General features: G+C 41.4%; 18 protein-coding genes. All 18 read left to right on the top strand.

Translation table 11 applies throughout. The features are described from left to right. Positions 1-282: 282 nt before the first annotated feature. The gene (locus PN457_RS16050; protein WP_271734414.1) at positions 283-1,557 is read left to right on the top strand and encodes a glycosyltransferase family 4 protein; all 1,275 of its coding nucleotides are present in this window, start codon (positions 283-285) and stop codon (positions 1,555-1,557) included. A gap of 744 nt (positions 1,558-2,301) precedes the next feature. Next, the gene (locus PN457_RS16045; RefSeq protein WP_271734413.1) at positions 2,302-2,763 is read left to right on the top strand and encodes a DUF29 domain-containing protein; all 462 of its coding nucleotides are present in this window, start codon (positions 2,302-2,304) and stop codon (positions 2,761-2,763) included. Positions 2,764-2,909: 146 nt separating this feature from the next. Beyond that, positions 2,910-3,032 (top strand): hypothetical protein, encoded by a 123-nt coding sequence (locus tag PN457_RS16040; protein WP_271734412.1) that lies wholly within the window; start codon positions 2,910-2,912, stop codon positions 3,030-3,032. Positions 3,033-3,140: 108 nt separating this feature from the next. Beyond that, positions 3,141-4,988: an ABC transporter ATP-binding protein gene (locus tag PN457_RS16035; RefSeq protein WP_271734411.1), complete on the top strand. Its 1,848-nt coding sequence runs from the start codon at positions 3,141-3,143 to the stop codon at positions 4,986-4,988. Between the two features lie 39 nt (positions 4,989-5,027). Next, positions 5,028-5,501, top strand: a complete 474-nt coding sequence (locus tag PN457_RS16030) for a zeta toxin family protein (protein ID WP_271734410.1) — start codon at positions 5,028-5,030, stop codon at positions 5,499-5,501. Positions 5,502-5,746: 245 nt separating this feature from the next. Next, positions 5,747-5,938, top strand: a complete 192-nt coding sequence (locus PN457_RS16025) for a hypothetical protein (protein ID WP_271734409.1) — start codon at positions 5,747-5,749, stop codon at positions 5,936-5,938. A 330-nt stretch (positions 5,939-6,268) separates the two neighbouring features. Further along, on the top strand, positions 6,269-7,222 hold the full coding sequence (locus PN457_RS16020) for a class I SAM-dependent methyltransferase (protein ID WP_271734408.1): 954 nt from the start codon (positions 6,269-6,271) through the stop codon (positions 7,220-7,222). 19 nt (positions 7,223-7,241) lie between these two features. Further along, the gene (locus tag PN457_RS16015; RefSeq protein WP_271734407.1) at positions 7,242-7,991 is read left to right on the top strand and encodes an FkbM family methyltransferase; all 750 of its coding nucleotides are present in this window, start codon (positions 7,242-7,244) and stop codon (positions 7,989-7,991) included. A gap of 81 nt (positions 7,992-8,072) precedes the next feature. Continuing rightward, complete coding sequence (locus PN457_RS16010) at positions 8,073-9,131, top strand: NAD-dependent epimerase/dehydratase family protein (protein ID WP_271734406.1); 1,059 nt, start codon at positions 8,073-8,075, stop codon at positions 9,129-9,131. Then, positions 9,128-10,345 (top strand): glycosyltransferase family protein, encoded by a 1,218-nt coding sequence (locus PN457_RS16005; RefSeq protein ID WP_271734405.1) that lies wholly within the window; start codon positions 9,128-9,130, stop codon positions 10,343-10,345. Before PN457_RS16010 ends, PN457_RS16005 begins: the two co-directional genes overlap by 4 nt. Before the next feature lie 2 nt (positions 10,346-10,347). Next, entirely contained in the window at positions 10,348-11,685 is a 1,338-nt protein-coding gene (locus PN457_RS16000) for a glycosyltransferase family 4 protein (RefSeq protein ID WP_271734404.1), read from the top strand. A gap of 223 nt (positions 11,686-11,908) precedes the next feature. Further along, positions 11,909-13,225, top strand: a complete 1,317-nt coding sequence (locus PN457_RS15995) for a glycosyltransferase family 4 protein (protein ID WP_271734403.1) — start codon at positions 11,909-11,911, stop codon at positions 13,223-13,225. A 2-nt stretch (positions 13,226-13,227) separates the two neighbouring features. Further along, the gene (locus tag PN457_RS15990) at positions 13,228-13,818 is read left to right on the top strand and encodes an acyltransferase (protein WP_271734402.1); all 591 of its coding nucleotides are present in this window, start codon (positions 13,228-13,230) and stop codon (positions 13,816-13,818) included. Between the two features lie 3 nt (positions 13,819-13,821). Continuing rightward, the gene (locus PN457_RS15985) at positions 13,822-14,859 is read left to right on the top strand and encodes a galactosyltransferase-related protein (protein ID WP_271734401.1); all 1,038 of its coding nucleotides are present in this window, start codon (positions 13,822-13,824) and stop codon (positions 14,857-14,859) included. A 277-nt stretch (positions 14,860-15,136) separates the two neighbouring features. After that, entirely contained in the window at positions 15,137-15,736 is a 600-nt protein-coding gene (gene cysC / locus PN457_RS15980) for an adenylyl-sulfate kinase (RefSeq protein ID WP_271734399.1), read from the top strand. 320 nt (positions 15,737-16,056) lie between these two features. Next, positions 16,057-17,004: a sulfotransferase gene (locus PN457_RS15975; RefSeq protein WP_271734398.1), complete on the top strand. Its 948-nt coding sequence runs from the start codon at positions 16,057-16,059 to the stop codon at positions 17,002-17,004. A gap of 11 nt (positions 17,005-17,015) precedes the next feature. Continuing rightward, the gene (locus PN457_RS15970) at positions 17,016-18,161 is read left to right on the top strand and encodes a glycosyltransferase (protein WP_271734397.1); all 1,146 of its coding nucleotides are present in this window, start codon (positions 17,016-17,018) and stop codon (positions 18,159-18,161) included. A gap of 59 nt (positions 18,162-18,220) precedes the next feature. Next, entirely contained in the window at positions 18,221-18,889 is a 669-nt protein-coding gene (locus PN457_RS15965) for a hypothetical protein (protein WP_271734396.1), read from the top strand. Positions 18,890-18,946: the final 57 nt, after the last annotated feature.

Below are 18,946 nucleotides of genomic sequence, written 5' to 3'. Positions count from 1 at the left end.
TGAAATATCACTAAATAAAAAGCTGAAGTTAATTATTTTAAATGTGAATCAAAAATACTAAGTCTCGATAGATACATCTCAACTTAATGTTATTTCTTTGATGACGACTTGTGACGACTTGTATCGTTTATTATTAAAAGCCTATCTTAGGTGATATATTAACCTTGAATTTATTTTCTGTCTATTGTAACTTTTCATTCAAAAGTCCGCTCGCCTACACCCTCAAGTTTTGCAACATTCTTTATGAAGAATCTCCAACAGAGGCGCAAATCATTAATACCCTTGACAAACAACGTTGATGATCGTTCCTGTGATCAACCAATTAAGTTATCTGTGGTCACACAGTTTTTTCCCCCAGACTATGCTGCTACAGGACAATTAATTGAGGAACTTGTGCAGCAGTTAGAACAGCAAGGGGTAGACATTAATGTGTTTACCAGTCAACCCGGATATGCGTTCAGGGTGAGTAAGGCTCCCCGTGTGGAACTGCGTGAGCAAACTAGGATTTATAGGTCTCGGACTGCGCAAATGTGGCCTGGGAGAATTCGCGGTAAGGCTGTAAATGGACTTTTATACACCATTCGTGCTTTTTTGTATCTGCTCGCACCTTGGCGGGGAAGTGATGTATTGCTGATCACGACAGCGCCACCATTCTTGCCCATTGTGGGTTATTTGGCTAATGTGCTGTGGAAGTTGCCCTATGTTTGTATAGTCTATGATTTGTATCCAGATGTGGCGATCGCACTGGGTGTAGTATCAAAGCAGCACTGGGTAACAAAACTTTGGCAAGGTTTAAATCAGCGAGTCTGGCTCAAAGCAGGGGGAATTGTGGTTCTCAGTCCAGAGATGAAACAACGGGTTGTAGAGTACTGTCCCCAAGTCGCCCATAAAGTTTCTGTAATTCATAACTGGGCTAACCCAGATTTAATTGTACCTATTGCCAAATCAGAAAACTGGTTTGCTTGGAAGTACAAGTTAGTCAATAAGTTCACAGTCCTATACTCTGGGAATATGGGGCGATGTCATGACATCGATACTTTGTTAGTAGCGGCCAGAGAATTACAACATGAGTCAGTGCAGTTTGTGTGTATTGGTGGGGGTGCTAAACGGGAAGAGTTGATTGCTAAAGCTTTTGAACTAGGGCTAAGTAATTTTACATTTTTACCTTATCAAGATAAGGAAGATTTGGGCTATTCTCTCACAGCCGGCGACCTGTCTTTGGTGAGTGTTAGCCCCAGCAGCGAAAGTTTAGTATTACCTAGTAAGTTGTATTCAGCATTATCAGCTGGGAGGCCATTGGCGGTAGTTTGTTCACCCTACTCTAGCTTAAGACAAATAATTACGGAGGCTGAATGTGGGTCGGCATTTGACCATGGGGATGGTCAGGGACTGGCGGAATTTATCCGTTTATTGCAAAATAACCAAACACTAGCAGAACAGATGGGTAAAGCTGGTCGTGAGTATCTACAATCCCACTTTACACCGCAAATTATTTGCCAACAGTATCTTGAGGTTTTACTACAAACAGCGAATATTAAAAAGAGTAAAAATTGTTGAAATTAGCTCTTACTCTTGTGGTACAATGGATATGTGTAATAAAAAAAAATTTTAAAAACGAAATAATTCCTAACGGAAGTTTTAATCTCAAGTTTATAGCCTTTTTCAGGCTCATGAAGTACACACCAATTCCCTATTCCCTATTCCGGTGTTCCCTCAAACTAAAAAAAATTGTACCTCACGAGCATGGGAAATGCTATATTAAAAAACTAATAGTTACTCTCGGCATAGGCTGATTTTTTAGGAGTGGGCTTTGACGGTCTAATTGATCTCAGTTTCTCCAAACGTAACCTTCCTATTGATTTTGATATTAGGGGGCCGAATTGCCCAAAAGGTGTGACCGCAATCGCAAACGTTATCTAGACAGTGCCAGTCGCAAATGGTGATACACTGAAATAACTTCATCAGCAGCAACTTTAGTATCCACAAATGATAGTATTTCCTGATCCAGTGGTGGTTTCTGGCGACCTTCTGCGCAAAGCAGCGATCGACATGGAGTATTATTGAAGTCTAAGAGGATGTTTGTCAAGTCATGATTAGTGTATCGAATATTATTTTACCCCACCCTCACCTTTCCCTTTAGAAGGGAAAGGGGACAGGATTTAATCAATTAAATGGGGTGAAGATGTGATGAAAATTACGGCTGAAAACTTATCAAACATCCTCTTAGTCTCTTAATTTATTCCCAGGCTACCTGTAAAATATATAGTAAAAGTTTTACCCTTGAAGCTTAATATCAAGACTATGAAATCTGAAGGGGCTTCACGATACGAAGAGGATTTTTATGGCTGGACTCAGTGGCAAGTACAAGCACTAGCAGAAAGGCAAGTATCAGAATTAGACTGGCAAAATTTACAAGCTGAATTAGAAGGGTTGGGAAGACAGGAATACCGAGAATTAGTCAGTCGTCTTACTGTCTTGTTAGGTCATCTGCTCAAGTGGGAATATCAGCCAGAAAACCGTTGTCGCAGTTGGTTTCTGAATATCAGAGAACAGCGCCGTGCAATCAACCGCCATTTTCGTCGCAATCCTAGCTTAAAGTCTTCCATGGCTGAGGCTGTAGAGGATGGTTTTGCAGCGGGGGTGGATTTAGCTCTACGAGAAACCAACTTACCCTTGAGAACTTTTCCGGAAAAATGTCCCTACAGGTTTGAAGAAGCGATCGCAGATAGTTTTCTTTGTGATACTAGCCAAGATTGGCAATAAGTATTTACCATCGGCATAAGGATTTGCAAACAGCGCTAACGCGATTTTTGGTACTGGGTACACCCAGCCACACCAGCCAGGATCCTGGGGTTAAAACCCCAGTCTCAAAGCTCAAGCCAGTTGAAACCGGCTAGATTGTCTAGGTGATGGCAAATATTAAACTAATTGGGCGATTGGGCGATCTGCTTGCAGCAACCCTTGGTCGATCGCCTTGGGTACTGGGTACACCCAGCCACACCAGTAGGTTTTTAACCGAGTTAAGCTATTAGACTCTTAATTCATTCCCCAGCTACCCTAGACTATTGTAAACAACCTTAACCGAATTAATGACTTTAGCAAAGACAGTGAAGCTTGGACGCAGATCAGCCTCTAGGTTTTTGAACCGTTACCTAAAAACTGAAGCGGATCGACTGATTTGGCAGTCTGCAATGGAGAACAGGGGCTTAATCCTAGCCAACTTTGCCACTGGTATTGTAGGGGCTATGTTTGAAGGAGGAACCTTTGGCATTATCTTCTTGGCGGTTACCCTGTTGAGCACCCCCCAAGGAATAGACTCGAACCAGTACGCCATCTTAGCAGGAGTCCCCGGACTAGGGAGTTGGTTGAATGCCCTTAGTCAGGAGGTGTTATTTATTCTTTTATTAGGGCTAGCAGTTACGTCCCAAATCTTCCTGGGGCTTTGCAACTATTGGAATCTGGTGACTGCGGGGGACCTAGGGGTGAGATTACAGGTTAAGTTCACAGAGTATATTCATCGCCTGATTCTCAGTTTTAGCTTTGCCTGTGCCAGTCGTTATAAGGTAGGAGATTTAACTTCCTATGCCGCTAGCGCTGGCCCCACGGTTCAAACCCAGATTAAGTTAGCTAATACTTTGATCACTAACTTTTTGCTGCTTTTGGTCTATCTAGGCATTCTGGTGGTCATTTCCCCTTGGCTGTTATTGGCCGCTCTGGCCACTGTCTTAGTTTTTTATGGTATCCAAAAGCAATTACTCCCCCGTATCCGCCGTTACTCTAGTGTTAATGAGCAAGGACTGGTGGAAATTAGCAAACGGGTAACGGAAAATTTGCAGGGGTTAAGGCTCTTGCACACCACGGGACGTCAATCCAGCGCTGTGGCTCAAGTTAAGGCATTAGTAGAGCAGGTTAAGCCGGGGCTGCAAAAACAGATCCGCTTGCTGAATATTACCAATCCCATTACCCAAACCTTACCGGTCGTTTTGTTGGCTATTATTGCGGGGATTGCCTTTTTGCTGTTTTCCCGGCGGAGCACTGGGGTGTTACCCAGCTTAGTCACCTTTGTGTTGGCCTTGCAACGGTTTAATATCCGTCTTCAGGGTGTTACTGGAGCGGTCACGGGGTTTGCTGATAACTATGGTAAGTTAGCCCGCTTTCAAGAGATTCTTGACCCCAGGGATAAGGAGTTTGGGCGACTGGGAACAGTGCCCTTTACTAACCTAGCCACAGATATTAGCTTCCATGGGGTTTGTCTGCGTTACTTGGCTGATCAGGGGGAGGTACTGCAAGATATTAATCTTGTCCTACCTTTGGGCAAAGTAACGGCCCTGGTGGGACAGTCGGGGGCGGGTAAGTCTAGCTTGGCGGATTTATTGGTGGGGCTTTATGAGCCGACCAGAGGAAAGATTGTGGTCAATGGTCGGGATTTGCGCGACTATCATCCTAGTAGCTGGCGGCAACGATTGGGGGTTGTCAGTCAGGATACTTTTCTGTTCAATGCCACTATCCTTGAAAATATTCGTTTCGCTTGTCCGACTGCTACAGATTGGGAAGTGATGGCGGCCGCCCAGGCGGCTCAAGCCGATGGCTTTATTCAGGATTTACCCCTGGGCTATGACACGGTAGTCGGGGAGAGGGGGTACCGACTCAGTGGGGGTCAGCGGCAACGGATCGCCCTGTCCCGGGCGATTTTATCCGATCCGGATTTGCTGATTTTAGACGAGGCTACTAGCGCTCTAGATACGGTTTCGGAAAAGCTTGTCCAAGAGGCTTTGGATCAGTTTGGGCAAAACCGGATGGTGTTAGTGATTGCTCACCGATTATCGACGATTGTTAATGCGGATCAGATTGTGGTGCTTCAGCAGGGACGCATTGTGGAAAGGGGAACCCACAGTGAGTTACTGGGGTTGTCGGGTATTTATAGGAATTATTGGCAGTTACAGTCAAGCCAAAAGAAAGGGCCGTTGTCACCTTCACAGAATACTTGAAATATATAGGGCTTGCTGAATAAACTTACCATTAAAATAATGCCTAACTTATACATTATTGGTGGTGCAAACGGTTCTGGTAAAACTACCGCCGCTATGCAAATTCTCCCCTATTTTCTAGAAGTATTTGAATACGTCAACGCTGATGAAATAGCAGCCGGACTTTCTCCTTTTAACCCCGAATCTGTAGCAGTTCAAGCCGGAAGATTAATGTTAGCAAGATTAGAAACACTGGTAAATGCTAACACTGATTTTGCCTTTGAAACTACATTAGCAGCCCGTAACTTTGCCCGATTTTTGAGAGAATGTCAAGATAAAGGTTATATGATTAACTTAATTTACTTTTGGTTGCAAAGTCCAGAATTAGCGATCGCCAGGGTACGCAGACGGGTAGAAAGTGGCGGTCACAACATCCCAGAAGACACTATTCGCCGTCGCTACGAACGTGGTAGAAAGAACTTAATTGAATTATACTTACCTTTATGTGATGTAGGACTAATATTTGATTTTTGAACAGAACTCCGTACATGGTTCGGCTTCGCTCACCATAAATACTGACAGCCTTCTTTCCCGTTCCCTGTTCCCTGTTCCCTGTTCCCTGTTCCCTGCCTCTACGAAAAATTCATGAATCAAATCGGATCACTATAGATGGATTGTTTATGATAACTCTAACCCAATTTTACAGCTAATAGCTGAACGCCCTTTAAATCAAGAAACTATCATTTATCAACCTCAACTATGGAGTCAAATTACTACTAATGAATAAGCCAATTTCTGTAAATAAACCAATTCCTGAGAAATTATCTAGCCTTGATGCAGGTGTTAAACTCGCTATTGCTAAAGCTATTGAAAGACACCGCAAATTAGGCGAGGCGATTAGCATTTGGCAAGATGGCCAAGTTGTTACCTTAACTCCTGAACAAATTCCACCTTTAAACTCAGATGAATAAACTATATTCTCTCATTATAGAATAAATTCCACCTTTGACTTCAGATGATTAACGTATTTTCTCTTGTTCCAGAACACATCCGAGAAAAACTAACACTCACGGATGATAAAAAACAAATATTGCAACAACAAACTATTAGTCAACATACCCCAGGTACAATTTTATCAGATTGTGGTGCTTCAGCAGGGACGCATTGTGGAAAGGGGAACCCACAGTGAGTTACTGGGGTTGTCGGGTATTTATAGGAATTATTGGCAGTTACAGTCAAGCCAAAAGAGAGTGCCGTTGTCACCTTCACAGAATACTTGAAATATATAGAGTGTAAATTCAGTGTTAACAAAATCTAAAAAATTACTGTGTCGGGCCTGTGGTTCTGATCGTCTTGTTTATTTATGGGATTGTGCCGACTTTCCCAAGGGATTACTCGAACAGGTCGGACTATCGGATCTTTCCCCCGGTCAGTTATATCGTTGTCAGGACTGTGGGTTAGGACAACGGCTACCTTGCTTAACAGCGGATGAACTTAAACAGGTTTATGCCACAGCGCCGGGTGGAGCAATGGATTATGAGTTGGCAAAGAATGCAGGGTGGTCAAGAAGTAAGACTTTATTGCTAGAGTATTTCCAGAATCAAGAGTCTATTTCTGTCCTCGACGTAGGTTGTAATGAGGGCAAGTTTCTGCATAATTTACCCACTCATTGGCACAAGTTTGGCGTTGAGGGGGGAATTCAACCGGCTAAATCAGCTGGCGCTAAGGGAGTTAATGTTATTGCACAGCGATTACAAGATATAGATTCAAAGTGGCATCATTGTTTTGATGTGGTAACAATGTTTGATGTGTTTGAGCATCTCATCAATCCACTAGAGGGAATAGATCAAGCAGAATATTTACTTAAACCGGGGGGGGTATTGCTGATTAGCACTGGCGATATGGATGCTTGGACTTGGCGTTGGTTTAAGGGCAATCATTGGTACTTACAAACGCCATTGCATTTGTCTTTTGCTACAAGGCAATTTTTTGATTATGTTGAGAAAAAATTGCCCCTTAAAGTTAAAGGTGTGTATGAGATTCCTCATCAATTGGGAAGCAGTCGGGAGGTTTGGGATGATCGCGTCAAGGCTGCTTATTATGAGTGTTGGCAACGGGGTGGTTTTTGGCGACTTCCTCAAAGAGCCATCTTTTCAATCCCGCAATACTCACATCTTAAGCATTTAACCAGTGTGCCTTGGACTATGAAACTTGTCGATCACTTCCTAGTTATATGTTTAAAACCCATCTTTTGAAACTCAATCTTCTAGCCCTATGATTAAAGCTGTGATGCATAAAATATTCAATTCTCTTGGTTTGGAAATTAGGCTTCTAAAGAATATTCGTGAAGCACAAAAACGAGAAAAGAAAATGAAAGAATTAGAAAATTATAAATTTCTGGGGAATTTTCATATAAAAAGTATTATCGATATTGGTGCCAACGAGGGACAGTTTGCTAGGACAATTCGTAATGTGTTTCCGGCTGCAACTATCTATTCATTTGAACCCCTACCTGATGTTTATAAGGTGCTTTATTCAGCAGTAGCAGAAGATACTAACATTAAAACTTTTAATTTAGCATTAGGAAACGAAGTTGGCACAAAGCAAATGTTCTCAAGTTCCTTTTCCCCTAGTTCTTCGATGTTGAATATGTCTAAACTGCATAAAGAAGAATGGCCAGAATCATCAGTTAATACCAGTGTTATGGTTCAACAAACTTGTTTAGACCAATGGGTAAAAGAGAACAATAAAACTATTGGGGATGATCTTTTAATTAAGCTGGATGTACAAGGCTATGAACTTTCTGTTATTAAAGGAGGAGAGAAGACTTTCAAAAGTGCCAAGCTAGTAATTATTGAGGTTTCTTTTTATGAGTTTTATGAAAAACAACCCCTGTTTGATGATATCTACAAATACCTATGCAATTTGGGTTTTGTTTATCGGGGCAACCTGGAGCAATTTCGCTCTCGATCCGGCGATAAAATACTTTTCGCAGATGCGATTTTTGAAAATATCGGTATCTAGTTACTCTCCCTAATTTAGGGGAAATTTGTTTTTTTAGATATAGGGTTATTTTGGTAGTATAAACCTTTTTAAATTCTAAATATGCCTTTTGATAAGCAACTGTTAGTCACCGGTTCCGCTGGCTTAATCGGCTCTGAATCGGTGCGTTATTTCACCCAACTGGGCTGGCAGGTTACAGGTATTGACAATAATATGCGAGCCGACTTCTTTGGCAAAGACGGTGACACTACCTGGAATTTGCAGCGGTTACAAGTTGACTGTCCGGAGTATCAGCATTTCTCCCTTGATATCCGCGATCGCCCCTCTATTCTGAACCTCTTTTCAGAACAAAAATTTGACCTGATTATTCACGCCGCAGCCCAACCCTCCCACGATTTAGCCGCCAGTCGTCCCTTTGATGATTTTGATGTTAATGCAGTTGGCACACTAAACCTCCTGGAATCCACCAGAAGGGCTTGCCCTGAAGCAGTGTTTTGTTTCCTTAGCACTAACAAAGTCTATGGTGATGCCCCCAATGAGTTGCCATTGGTGGAACTAGAGAGCCGTTGGGACTATGCTAATCCCCAGGACTATGGCGGTATTACCGAAACCTGTCGCATTGACCAGAGTAAACATAGTTTATTTGGTGCGAGTAAAGTAGCAGCGGATGTGATGGTACAGGAATATGGCCGCTACTTTGGGATGAAAACCGCCTGTTTTCGCGGCGGGTGCCTGACGGGATCAGCCCACAGCGCTGCTGAACTCCATGGTTTTTTAGCTTATGTGGTGCGAGCCTGTGCGGAAGGAAGAGAATATAAAATCTACGGTTATAAAGGTAAACAGGTGCGGGATAATATCCACGCTTCTGATGTCTGTGCTTTGTTGCATCAATTTTATTTACATCCCCGTTGCGGTGAGGTCTATAATCTGGGTGGTGGTAGAAAAAACAGTATTTCCGTCCTTGAGGCGATCGCCAAGGCGGAACAGCTTTTAAATAAACCGTTCAAAACCGTTTACGTCGATAAAAATCGCGAAGGCGATCACATTTGCTATATCAGTGACCTAAGCAAAATTAAATCTCATTTTCCCGACTGGGAAATTACCCGCAGTTTAGATAGCATTTTCCAGGAAATGGCTACCATGTACCTATTGCAGCGATGACAAAAACATTAATTGTTATTGGTTCCGTTGTCCCTGGAGGGGCTAACGTGGGAGAAATCTTGTTGCGGGATATGTTGACCTGCCTCAAAAGAGAAGAGTTTATTGTTGCTCCTCTTTTAACTGGGGAGACCTTTACCGAGGAAGCTAGGGGTAATAGTCAGCAGTTGAACACAATTTTTCCGCTAAAATCTCCCCCAGAACATGCCGTTCGGCGTTGGGGTGGACGTTTGGGGGGTTTAGTCTGTGCGGGTGAACGATTACTATTTTACGATAGACAGATCAAAGTCCTAGTTAGCCAGATCGAGGAGCAAGTGAGGGAATTAGGTATCACTCGTATCTGGGGCATTTTGAATACAACCGTGGTGGTTGATGCCCTGTTTGGTTTGATGGGAAAGTGTGATTTACCTTTATACACCCAGGTCTGGGATGACATTGATTACCTCACCCAACAGCGTGGACTTGACGCTACCATGCGATTTCGCACCCGAAAGAGATTTGGTCTACTCCTGAAAAAATCAGTTAAGACTGGTGTGATTTGTGAGACTATGGGTCAAAGCTATAAACAACGCTACACAGCCCGTTGTGAAATTATCCGTCATGGACTACCTAATCAGGTAATAGCTCGGACTGAATATTCATCAACCGATGAATTCCGCATCGGCTTTTCCGGGGGGATGTATGCCCCCGATGCTTGGCAGGCATTGTTTGCAGCTCTGGCTTATATCAATTGGCAAATCGCAGACAACAAGCCAATTAAATTGATTGTCATGTCGGGGAAAATCACCCTACCCTGTAGAAGCCCCGCCCATGTTGAATACTTAGGTTGGCGAACCACTGATGAAGTTAGACAACGACTAGCTGAGTGCGATTTGCTCTATGTTCCTTATCCCTTTGCTTCCTACCTCAAACCCTTGGCTCAACTCTCCTTCCCCACTAAACTCAGTACCTATGTTAGCCTCGGTCGCCCAATTTTTGCCCACGTGCCTGAATATGCTTCATTGGTGGACTTTTACGCCCAGTATCCATTGGGTGCGCTTTGTACTTCCTTAGATCCAAAAGTCATTGCTGAACAAATTACCGCTCTAGCGGAAGATACCAGCCTTTATGAAGCCTCTGCTAAAACGGTTGCTTGGGTTGGGGAAAAGGAATTAAGTCACCAAAATTTTGTCAATCAAGTTAAACGGTTTATTGAATTGGAAGGACTGACTAGTTAGACATGAGTTATCCCAAACGGTTCTTGTTTTTGATGCCAACTAGTTCGATCGCAGGCGGCGTGGAGACATGGCTTGATGAAATTTATGAATATTTAACAACGCAGAAATTTGAAGTATTAGTCGGGTTATTGCGAGGACAGCAGTTTAACCAACCAGAGCGCTATCGTGCTGTTCATCCCCAGCTAAAAACCATTGAAGTCGATGGACGGGGCTGTAATCGAGAAGGTAGAGTTAAGGCATTAATGCGCTGTATTGAAGGAGTTAAACCTGACATAGTGATTCCATTGGGAATCGCCGATGCTTATGAGGCTGGGATTCGCAGCAAGCAAAAAGGGCTAGATACTCGTTTAGTAATTCATGCTCAGGGAAACTTAGAGCCAATGCTTGCTGATCTCAGGAGTTACCGGGATGGGATTGACCAAGTAATTTGCCCCGGAGAGCTAACCAAACGAGTTTTAATTAACTGGGGAGGGTTTCCATCAGACAGAGTGACTCATATCCCCAACGGTGCTAATCAGCCAGGGTGCAGTTCACAACGTCCAATCTCATCAGGAAATGCAAAGCCTATTCGCATAGGATATATTGGCCGCTTAACCACCCTTGACAAGCGATCGCCGGATTTAATTACCCTGTATCAAGAACTCGAAAAGCTGAACCTAAATTATCAATTAGATATTGTCGGGGACGGCCCTTGTTTTGCTCAACTCCATGAAGCTCTGGGTAAGGCTCCCCAAGTTAAACTCCACGGAGCTTTGTCTCGCGAGGCTGTTTATCAAGAGATATTTCCCAACCTTGACGTACTGATTTTACTATCCTCATCGGAAGCCTTTGGCATTGTGATTGTGGAAGCCTTGATGCACGGTGTAATCCCTGTTACGTCCCGTTATGTCGGCTTTTACGCCGAAGGTTTAGTCAAAGAAAACGAAACCGGTTTGTCCTTCCCTGTGGGAGATATGGCTGGCGCGGCTCAACAAATTCAGCGTTTAGCCGAGGATGGTGATTTACGACACCGCCTGTCTAGCAATGGGCAAGTGCATGGACAGCCCTATACTTGGGAAAATTCCCTCACTAATTGGAAAATAATTTTAGAACAAGTCATGGCTCGCCCTCCGCTTTTAAGTTCGTCTCCTTTACCCAAGATTCCCACCACAACTGGAAGATTAGAACAGTTGGGGATTCCAGCCAGTGTCATTGACGGGTTACGTCGCCTCCGTCGGTTTTTGTTGGGGTCACCCATTCCCCCGGGTGGAGAAGAGTGGCCGTTATTTTATCGTCATCATTCTGAGTCTTTGCTGGAGGAAATTTCCCAAGTTTTGAAAGACCTTGATACTGCCGAATAATATAATCTTTAACATAAACAATTAATATAAATAGCCAAAATGCTTAAGCAAGTTATTAAAAGGTTGCCAGGATTTCGTAGTCTGATCGCACAAAGAGATTTTCTGTTAAAAGAACTGGAAAAATGGAAATATCAACAAGAATTTTTGCCGGGACATTACTACTCTCCCATTCCAGATCATGAAGACTTAATAAATTATTTCGATAATCGAATAGAGCCTTCGTATGAATAATCACATTCTTTTTATTGCACCCTCCGCTTACACCCTTAGTGGCTTGGCAACCTGGTTAGACTACCTGTTACCTGGTCTAAAACAACTGGGGTGGCGCACTACCTTGGGGCTAGTAGAAGGGGCTCGGTATCATCGAGTCGCTGAATATTTAGCAGTTCATCCCTGTGAAACCGCGATCGCCATTACCTGCAAAACTGGAACTCCCCAAGGACGACGGTGGGCTGTGCAAAGGGCGATTCAAGAATATTCACCAGATATTGTAGTAACGGTTAATATTCCTGATGCGATCGCCGCTACAGCAGAACTCAGAAGTCGGGGGAAAACTCAAGCTAAAATTGTGATGACCTGTCACGGTATTCAGGAAGACCTATTTGCCGACATGAAACTATTTAAAAATTCCCTGGATGCCGTAGTTTGTACAAATAAATTGGCTTGTAAGTTAACGGAAAACTATGGGGGGTTAAAAGCTGATCAGGTTTGCTATGCTCCTTACGGTAGTGCAATCAAAACCTCATTAAATAGACACCCTCATTTACCTTTTACTATTGCCTATTCGGGACGACTAGAGCGCCATCAAAAAAGAGTCCATGATTTAGTGACAATTGTCAGTCTGTTGAAAAAAGCTGATCTAAACTTTAGACTATTGATTGCGGGGAGTGGGCCGGAAGAAAATGAACTTAAGAAAGAGCTAAGTTCAGTTGAAGAGGTTTCATTTTTAGGGCAATTAAAAGAAAATGAATTAATCAATCAAGTTTATCAAGAAAGTGATGTATTGATTATGCCATCGTCTTGGGAAACAGGACCAATTGTGATTTGGGAAGCAATGGCTTGGGGTGTGGCAGTTGTATCCTCTCGTTATGTCGGCAGCGGTCTAGAGGGAGCATTAAAAAATGACGAAAATTGTCTAATGTTTGATGTCGGTGATTGTCAAGCAGCTAGCCAACAAATTATCCGGCTTCATCAAGATCAAGATTTGTGGCAGAGAATAAAACAAAGTGGTTGGGAAACGATTAATAAAAAATATTCCCATCCTGTTTCTGTTCAGCAATGGAATAAGATTTTTGAGCAAATTTTAACAACATCTGCCTCAAAAATATTACCTGTCAATATAGACAGTCGGTTGTTAAATAATCGTTTAGATAAACTATTGGGTAAGGCTAATGCTGAGAGAATTAGAATTTGGTTGGAGCGCACAGGCCCAAGCTGTGATCCGGGGGGAGAATGGCCCCATAGTTGGAGTGAGAAACAAACATCCGAGAGAGAAAACGAATTTTGGAATATAGCGCAACAGTTAGATCGGCTTGAGTAAAAATGTTTTTATCCTTACTTAAAGGAATCTGGCAACTGCGGGATCCGCTGTTGATCCGAGATTTAGGAGAACGTCGCTTTCACTTGGCTAAGGTTGACCGAATACGTCAAGCTTTTCCCAAAGCGAAAATTAGTAATGATGTGATTTTGATCAATCACGAACCTCAACGACTAAAACTTACAGGACAAGTCACCATCAGTCAAGGAAATATACTGGCATTTGGGGATACCCTGAATGGCTACGGCAATATTATCATTGGCGATCGCACTTGGATTGGGCAGTACAATAATTTACGAGCTGGGGGTGGTGACATCCAGATTGGGGAAGACTGTCTGATCAGCCAATTCTGTACATTAGTTGCCAGTAATCATCAAAAACACAGGAGTTTACCGATTAAAGTCCAACCATCAGATCAAAACCGCACTGGTGTAATCCTAGGGAATGATGTGTGGTTAGGATCTGGTGTAACGGTGTTGCCAGGGGTTACTATTGGCAATGGTGCGGTGGTCGGTGCCAATGCAGTTGTTAATCATGATATTCCTGACTACGAAATTTGGGGTGGGGTCCCTGCCAAAAAACTAGGAGACAGATAACCGATGGCAACATTAAAAGAGCAGTTAGGATGTTGGCTGAACGAGCGCTGGCAAACGGAGTTAGTTTTAAGATCCCCTAAATTAGCCCAATTGCTGGGTTTAAGCTGGTTGGATCTGTGTAATCGTTCTGAAGTTTTGCAACCTGATCTAATTACCGGGGGGCGAATTTGTCAGTGGCAATTTTCTTCCCAGCTAACAGTTTCACGGGTTTTTCCCGGCGTGGGGTTAGGTATTCTACAGCACGTTTTACAACTATATCCTGTAAAACTCAACTTTGCATCTAAAAGTAATTTATCAAACAAGCCAGATTGTTCAATTTTATTTGTTGTTGGCGGTATAGAGCGTTTTCCGCAATTTGAATTGGCTTTAGCCTCAGCCCGTGCCCAAGTTGATGTTGATTACGAAATCATTGTTGTTGAACAATCTCCCGAACCTCTGTTGAGAAATAAGTTGCCCACTGATGTTCGTTATTTTCATCAAGTCAACCCGCAACCTGAGAAGGGGTTTAATAAGAGTTCCGCACTGAATAAAGCGGCTAGAGAAGCTAAATCTGAAAAACTAATTATTTTAGATGCTGACTTTGTTGTTCCAATTAATTTTGTTATTGAATGTAATCAAGTTTTAGGTAAAATTTCTAGTGCCAGGTTAGCACGATTAATTTTTTATGTTGATAGTCAGTCAACTGAACATATAGTTAATGCCCAGGAATTGGTATCTGGCATAAATGTAGAGAAAATAGTTGAAAATACTCCTACCCCTCTAGCATTACACAAATCTACTTACTGGGACATTGGTGGACATGATCAAGACTTTTGGGGATGGGGGGGAGAAGACACTGAATTTTTAGATCGTTTACGCACTTGTAAAATATCTGAAGGGGGGTGGTTGCCTTTCATTCACCTTTGGCACCCCTCCGCTCCCAAAAAAGCCAACGGCGATCGCAATTCTCAGTTATATAATGATCGTTTAAAGATACCTGCACAAAGTAGAATTGAGGAGTTAAGAGAGCGAGAGTGGGAACAAACCCATCCAGTCGATTGAAAAATATTCTTCATAAATTGGGTAAAACCATCGTAAGAATTCAGCGACAGCACAGAGACAATAACCTAACCAAACAAATTGTTAACATGATTAATTTACTAAGAAGTCTTAAACATAGTATTTTTGGAGGAATGCCTTAAAAAAAACACGTACATACAACAGTGTTCAATTAGCTGAAAAATTAGAAAGCGATCGCTTTGTTAAATTGAGTCCCAACAGGTTAAGACGGGTACTCAAAAAAAGGGTATCAATCACTTTTATCATATTTATCATAGATATGAAATCAACCAATATTCAACATACAAAACATCTTGTGTCCCCATTTGATCGTTGTTTGAAGAATGGTCACCGAAATGGAATTCTATGGTTCACTGGATTATCAGGATCAGGTAAAACAACATTGGCTCTCGAATTAGAGCGGATTTTGTTCCAGAAAGGCTGGTATACTTTTGTCCTTGATGGTGACAATATCCGTCATGGATTATGTGCTGACTTGGGATTTTCTGCTGCTGATCGTGCGGAAAATATCCGTCGTATTGGCGAGGTGGCCAAACTTTTTGCGGATTCGGGTTGTCTAGTGATTACTGCTTTCATTTCACCTTACAGGAAAGACCGGGATCAAATACGTATTCTTGCCGGAGATCTGTTTCATGAAGTATATATTGCAACTCCAATGGAAATTTGTGAACAACGTGACCCCAAGGGTCTCTATGCGAAAGCACGCCGTGGAGAAATTGAGTCTTTTACGGGAATCAGCGCCCCCTACGAACCACCCATAACACCAGATTTACTGGTGGAAACTTCGGAGCTTTCTGTTGAGGACAGCCTACAACAGCTACTCGAATACGTGAGAAAGAAGTTCACTTTCACTCAGTAGGAGTCTTTAAACCGCGAACAAGTAGGCTCGTCCATATTGTCCGGATCACCATGCACTGCCCAATATGCTACTGTTGTGCATCCTATGCCTAAAAAATCACTTATTTCTTGGTAAGTTTTTCCATCATTTATCAACAATAATATGAGGATTTTCTACCTCACATAGTCCTTATAAGGTCTTCTCTCCGTTCTTTAGATAGATGGTTTTTTGCTAGCATAATTCACGGGGCGATCGCTTGATTACTTACTTTCCTATTATACAATCTGGCTGCACGACAGCTTAGTCCATCGGTAGACTTGAATTTTAATAATTAATCAATTATGAACTGGAAGCTAACAACTGGGAAGTTAATTAAAGCCTGGCAAGATTATCCAAAACAACGACAGAGAATTGCATGGGTTCCCACAGGTAAGCCAATCTTGGTTACGGGAACCCATCGCAGTGGCACAACCTGGTTTGCTAGTATGTTAGCTGCTTCCGGGATTTGGTATATTCATGAACCCTTTAGTCCTCTGAAGCAACGCTGGAAAGAATGGTTAAGCTATCAATCTCCTAGATATCCATCGCCTGAAGTTGACCGGTTAATGACTTCAGTACTGAATAATCAGTTTCCCGAATCAGTTCATATCGCCAATACCGATCACCCCTTGATGCCGCTGCGATTGTTTCCTTCTCCGTCACAACGCATCATGATCAAAGATCCCTTGGCTTGTTTGATGACAGAATATTTAACTAAAAATTTTGATCTAGAAACACTCATTCTTTTTCGGCATCCTTGCGGGTTCGTCGCCAGCATTCGCCGTTTAGGTTGGCCCTGTGGCGCGCCTTTGAAGCGATTCTTACAAAATTCCGATTTGATGGCGGATCACCTTCATCCCTACCAAGATTTGCTGGAGAAATACTGTGATGAGGATACAATCTATTCGGCTACGGTTTTGTATGGTGCGCTGACTACCGTATTATGGGATTGCGTGCAGAAAAAGATTGGCAAACCACTGTTTTTTGAGCAACTGTGCCAAAATCCCCTTGATGAATTTGCCAAGATATTTGAGGATCTTAATTTGCCCTATGATGACCAAGTGAAAAAACGACATCAGCACCTATGTTATGGAGAATTACAGGCTATTGAAAATTATCATCCCCATGCTGTGGCTAGAAATAGCCTAGCAATGGCCCATACTTGGAAAGATCAACTAGAAGAAAGGCAGATTAACCAGATTAAAAATATCTGGAATAATTTTGGTATATCTTTATATGTAGACCAATAGAAAATAGTGTTATGAAACATCCGATAATCCCAGATATTGACTTAGATAAAATATCTTTTGCCAGAAAGTATAAGAAATTACTTGGTAATAATACTAGTGGATATTTAATTCAAGTCTTAAGCAAACTAAATTTATACCAACAAAGCCTCAAAACTTACTATCTCTTAAGTAGAGATCCAATTATAATTTATATTGGAAACATAATGAAGCATACTTTTGAAATTGCCGAATTACTAAAGGATGAAAAAGTTTATTTTATCAAAAATTCCTATCACACATTTGAGCGCTTAGACCGTCTGCATAATTTACAATTAGAAGTCGAAATATTCTACCAATTATATCCTCAACATAGCCTATCATTTATCTGTCCAACAGAATCGGAGTTAAAACTTTTTACTGACATAGGGATAAAAAACTGTTATTTTATTAACAAAAATGCTTTTGTTGATGAAAATATGTTTTATGTTATTCCTGATACTCCAAGAGTTTTTGACGCTGTTTATAATGCTCAACTTAAACCTTATAAAAGGTTTGAATTAGCATCAAATATTGAAAACTTGGCTATTATAACTTACCAAGCTCATCGCCATAATCATGATGAACTTCAAAAATATGAAGATGGTATTCGTCAGCTATTAAATCATGCAACATGGTTGAATACGTTAAAAAAATTTGTGCCGCCATGTGAGATTATCAACTATCTAAATCAGTGCAAAGTTGGACTTTGTCTTTCTGCCGAGGAGGGACCAATGGCTGCTAGTATTGAGTACATGTTATGCGGTTTGCCAGTTGTTTCCACCCATAGCTTAGGAGGTAGAGAGGTCTTTTTTGACTCCGATTATGTTGAAGTTGTAGAAGACTCTGCAAAGTCGATTAGTGAGGCTGTCAAAAATCTTGTAAATCGAGAAATAGATCCTTTTATCGTTAGAAATAAGACTATACAAAAAATGAAGATCCATAGAGAGAAATTCATCAATTTAGTTGAAAGTTTGTTGAGAGATGCAGGATACCAACGACAATTTAACGATGAATTCAATAAAATTTTTATAAATAAGCTAAGAATTTCATTTACATTCCCTAGTGGACTCTTACGCTCATTAGACAATGAGATACCGATAGATTATTTTAGAGAATTGGTTTTACAAAACAATCAATAGCGACCATGATTGTGTATCAAAACTTTCAGATTTAAACATTACTTTAGACTTTTATTAAGATGATTAGTTTAGATTTATTTAGAATAATAAAGCATAGGATGATAAGAGCTTTAGGAAATTCAGTTTTTTTGCCTATAGCATCCCATTTTCCTTATCCTTATTTTTTGGAAAAAATGCGTAGCTTTTGTAAAATTCAATTATCTGTTGAAGAATTAAAATTAATAGCAGATGTTGTAAAACACAAAGAAAGAAAAAATAGTAAAGTTCGATTCTTAATATTTGGTACGGGACATGACAGCAAATTCTGGTATCTTCTTAACAAAAAAGGTGAGACTCTATTTGTAGAAGACAACCTTGAATGGGTGGAAATAGCTAAATCAATTTATCCATATTTAAACATTCTCCCTGTTAGTTATGGTACGTTTAGAGCAGAGTGGCAAAAACTTTTATTGAATCCCAATTGTCTAAGGGAGCAACTTCCTGATTTTCTCTTAAACAAAGATTGGGATGTCATTTTAGTTGATGCGCCCGACGGTAGCTCCGATTCTGCGCCTGGAAGAATGAAAAGCATCTTTTGGTCGTCAATTTTGGCGAGTCAAAATACAGATGTTTTTGTACATGATTGCAACAGGGAAGTAGAAAAAAACTATTGCGACCGATTTTTGGGTATTGATAATATTAATGCAACAGTTCAAAGATTGAGGTGGTATAAAATTAATCACAACTAAAAATTAATAATCTTTTATAGCATTTACAGATGAGTGGTGAATAAAGTCCATGCTAGC

The sequence above is a fragment of the Anabaenopsis arnoldii genome (genome assembly GCF_028331025.1).
Taxonomy (GTDB): domain Bacteria; phylum Cyanobacteriota; class Cyanobacteriia; order Cyanobacteriales; family Nostocaceae; genus Anabaenopsis; species Anabaenopsis arnoldii.
Note: the sequence above shows the minus strand (reverse complement) of the source record. Positions and strands in the feature narration are given on the sequence as shown.

Coding starts and splice junctions, on each gene's coding strand:
- PN457_RS16045 (WP_271734413.1), top strand. CDS start 2,302: ATGAAATCTGAAGGGGCTTCACGATACGAAGAGGATTTTTATGGCTGG.
- PN457_RS16040 (WP_271734412.1), top strand. CDS start 2,910: ATGGCAAATATTAAACTAATTGGGCGATTGGGCGATCTGCTTGCAGCA.
- PN457_RS16030 (WP_271734410.1), top strand. CDS start 5,028: ATGCCTAACTTATACATTATTGGTGGTGCAAACGGTTCTGGTAAAACT.
- PN457_RS16025 (WP_271734409.1), top strand. CDS start 5,747: ATGAATAAGCCAATTTCTGTAAATAAACCAATTCCTGAGAAATTATCT.
- PN457_RS16015 (WP_271734407.1), top strand. CDS start 7,242: ATGATTAAAGCTGTGATGCATAAAATATTCAATTCTCTTGGTTTGGAA.
- PN457_RS16010 (WP_271734406.1), top strand. CDS start 8,073: ATGCCTTTTGATAAGCAACTGTTAGTCACCGGTTCCGCTGGCTTAATC.
- PN457_RS16005 (WP_271734405.1), top strand. CDS start 9,128: ATGACAAAAACATTAATTGTTATTGGTTCCGTTGTCCCTGGAGGGGCT.
- PN457_RS16000 (WP_271734404.1), top strand. CDS start 10,348: ATGAGTTATCCCAAACGGTTCTTGTTTTTGATGCCAACTAGTTCGATC.
- PN457_RS15995 (WP_271734403.1), top strand. CDS start 11,909: ATGAATAATCACATTCTTTTTATTGCACCCTCCGCTTACACCCTTAGT.
- PN457_RS15990 (WP_271734402.1), top strand. CDS start 13,228: ATGTTTTTATCCTTACTTAAAGGAATCTGGCAACTGCGGGATCCGCTG.
- PN457_RS15985 (WP_271734401.1), top strand. CDS start 13,822: ATGGCAACATTAAAAGAGCAGTTAGGATGTTGGCTGAACGAGCGCTGG.
- cysC (WP_271734399.1), top strand. CDS start 15,137: ATGAAATCAACCAATATTCAACATACAAAACATCTTGTGTCCCCATTT.
- PN457_RS15975 (WP_271734398.1), top strand. CDS start 16,057: ATGAACTGGAAGCTAACAACTGGGAAGTTAATTAAAGCCTGGCAAGAT.
- PN457_RS15970 (WP_271734397.1), top strand. CDS start 17,016: ATGAAACATCCGATAATCCCAGATATTGACTTAGATAAAATATCTTTT.
- PN457_RS15965 (WP_271734396.1), top strand. CDS start 18,221: ATGATTAGTTTAGATTTATTTAGAATAATAAAGCATAGGATGATAAGA.